This is a genomic window from Geobacillus sp. ZGt-1, from assembly GCF_001026865.1.
Lineage (GTDB): Bacteria > Bacillota > Bacilli > Bacillales > Anoxybacillaceae > Geobacillus > Geobacillus thermoleovorans.
The window spans coordinates 1-1,986 of the sequence record NZ_LDPD01000005.1; the positions used below are offsets into that span (position 1 = coordinate 1).

4 protein-coding genes and 1 pseudogene are annotated in these 1,986 nt (G+C 51.9%); all 5 read left to right on the plus strand.

Translation table 11 applies throughout. The annotated features are described in order from the left end of the window. The coding region (locus VU18_RS18135; RefSeq protein WP_047757510.1) for a hypothetical protein at window positions 1-264 on the plus strand (264 nt) is incomplete at its 5' end. Then, window positions 251-709, plus strand: coding sequence for a tRNA (adenosine(37)-N6)-threonylcarbamoyltransferase complex ATPase subunit type 1 TsaE (tsaE, locus tag VU18_RS01060; protein ID WP_011229745.1), 459 nt, complete (start codon window positions 251-253; stop codon window positions 707-709). The genes VU18_RS18135 and tsaE, both read left to right, overlap by 14 nt. Continuing rightward, window positions 706-1,446 (plus strand): tRNA (adenosine(37)-N6)-threonylcarbamoyltransferase complex dimerization subunit type 1 TsaB, encoded by a 741-nt coding sequence (gene tsaB / locus VU18_RS01065; RefSeq protein WP_011229746.1) that lies wholly within the window; start codon window positions 706-708, stop codon window positions 1,444-1,446. Before tsaE ends, tsaB begins: the two co-directional genes overlap by 4 nt. Continuing rightward, window positions 1,406-1,858: a ribosomal protein S18-alanine N-acetyltransferase gene (rimI, locus tag VU18_RS01070; RefSeq protein ID WP_011229747.1), complete on the plus strand. Its 453-nt coding sequence runs from the start codon at window positions 1,406-1,408 to the stop codon at window positions 1,856-1,858. Before tsaB ends, rimI begins: the two co-directional genes overlap by 41 nt. Next, window positions 1,855-1,986 (plus strand): annotated as a pseudogene (locus VU18_RS17785) (tRNA (adenosine(37)-N6)-threonylcarbamoyltransferase complex transferase subunit TsaD); the annotation flags it as partial. The gene rimI and the pseudogene VU18_RS17785, both read left to right, overlap by 4 nt.

A 1,986-nucleotide genomic window follows, 5' to 3' on the forward strand; every position in this document is an offset into this window, starting at 1 on the left:
AGTAGGTCGCTGCTAGGCAGCTTCATTCACCAGGGAGTTTCGACACGCCTCATTCCCTTTTTCTTTTTAGGGGCGATTGCGCAACAGGGCGATCTGTCAGCGAGCCAAAAGGCTGCGCGGGATCGTCCTTTTTGTTTTTCCCTTTCTCCTATGCCTATTTTTCGTTTTGGAAGTGGCGGCAAGATGTTCGGATATGATACAATTTCAAAAGCAAGAGTGAAGATGATAAAAGGGGATAAGGTAGAACAAAATGAAAAAAATTGAAATTTTGGTGCATTCTCCGGAAGAAACGAAGTCGGTGGCCCGCCGGCTGGCGGAACATCTTGAGCGGGGAATGGTCATCGCATTAGAAGGTGATCTCGGGGCGGGAAAGACGACGTTTACGAAAGGTCTTGCTGAAGGGCTGGGCATTACGCAAACGGTCAATAGCCCAACGTTTACGATTATTAAGCAATATGATGGTCGGCTTCCGCTTTATCATATGGATGTATACCGACTTGAAGATGAATGGGAAGATCTTGGATTTGACGAATATTTTGCTGGCGATGGTGTTACGGTTGTTGAATGGGCGCATTTGATCGCCGGCCAGTTGCCTGAGGAACGGCTGACCGTTTTCTTGTTTCATCGTGGCGGCGATGAGCGGTTGCTTCGCTTTGAGCCGTCGGGAGAGCGTTATGAACAGTTGTGCAAGGAGATTTTTCCGTCATGAAAGTATTGGGAATTGATACATCGAATATGCCGCTTGGCATTGCGTTGGTAGATGGTGATGTCGTGAAAGGGGAATTCATCACCAATGTGAAAAAAGACCATTCATCCCGGGCGATGCCAGCCATTGAGTTGTTGCTTCGACGATGTGACGTTGCTCCAAAAGATCTCGATTTAATCGTTGTAGCGAAAGGGCCGGGGTCGTATACCGGGGTGCGGATCGGCGTGACGATTGCGAAAACGCTTGCCTGGTCGCTCGGTATTCCGATCGCCGGAGTGTCGAGCCTTGAAGTGCTCGCCGCCAATGGCCGTTATTTTCCTGGGGTGATCGTTCCGCTGTTTGACGCACGGCGCGGACAAATTTACACCGGGCTTTATCGCTACGAAGGCGGTGCGCTCCGCTGTCTTGAGGAGGACCGGATTGTGGCGGCGGATGAGTGGGCGCGTCGGTTGAGCGAGCGGGAAGAGGATGTATTGTTCATTGGTGCGGATGCACCGCTATATCGTGATTTGTTTCGAAGTCATTTAGGCGAACGGGTTCACGTGGCCCCGCCGTCTTTGGCGTTGCCGCGTCCGAGCGAGTTGGTGATGCTCGGCAAACAAAAAGAGCGCGAGAACGCCCATGTGTTTGTGCCGAACTACCTCCGCCTTGCCGAGGCGGAGGCGAAATGGCTCGCGAAACAAAAAGGGGAACAGAACGATGGGGATCAATGTTCAATTTCGGCCAATGACCATTCATGACATTGATGAAGTCGTGCAAGTCGAGCGGGCATCGTTTACTTCGCCTTGGAGCCGTGAATCGTTTTACAACGAGCTCATGTACAACCGCTACGCCAAATATATCGTCATGGTGTACAACGGGCGGATCATCGGGTATGGTGGGATGTGGCTTGTCATCGATGAGGCGCATGTGACGAATGTAGCCGTGTTGCCGCAGTTTCGTGGGCAAAAGCTTGGTGAAGCGCTCATGCGACGCTTGATGGACATGGCTAGGCAGCACGGGGCGGCGACGATGACGCTTGAGGTGCGCGTGTCCAATCATGTTGCCCAGTCGCTGTACCGAAAGCTTGGGTTTCGCAACGGAGGCATTCGCAAACGGTATTATCCGGATAACTTTGAAGACGCGTTAGTCATGTGGGTGAAGCTGAGATGAATGAGGACGTGTATGTATTAGGCATTGAAACGAGCTGCGATGAAACGGCGGCAGCAGTCGTGAAAAACGGAAGAGAGGTTTTATCGAATGTAGTGGCGTCGCAAATGGAAAGCCATCGGCGGTTTGGC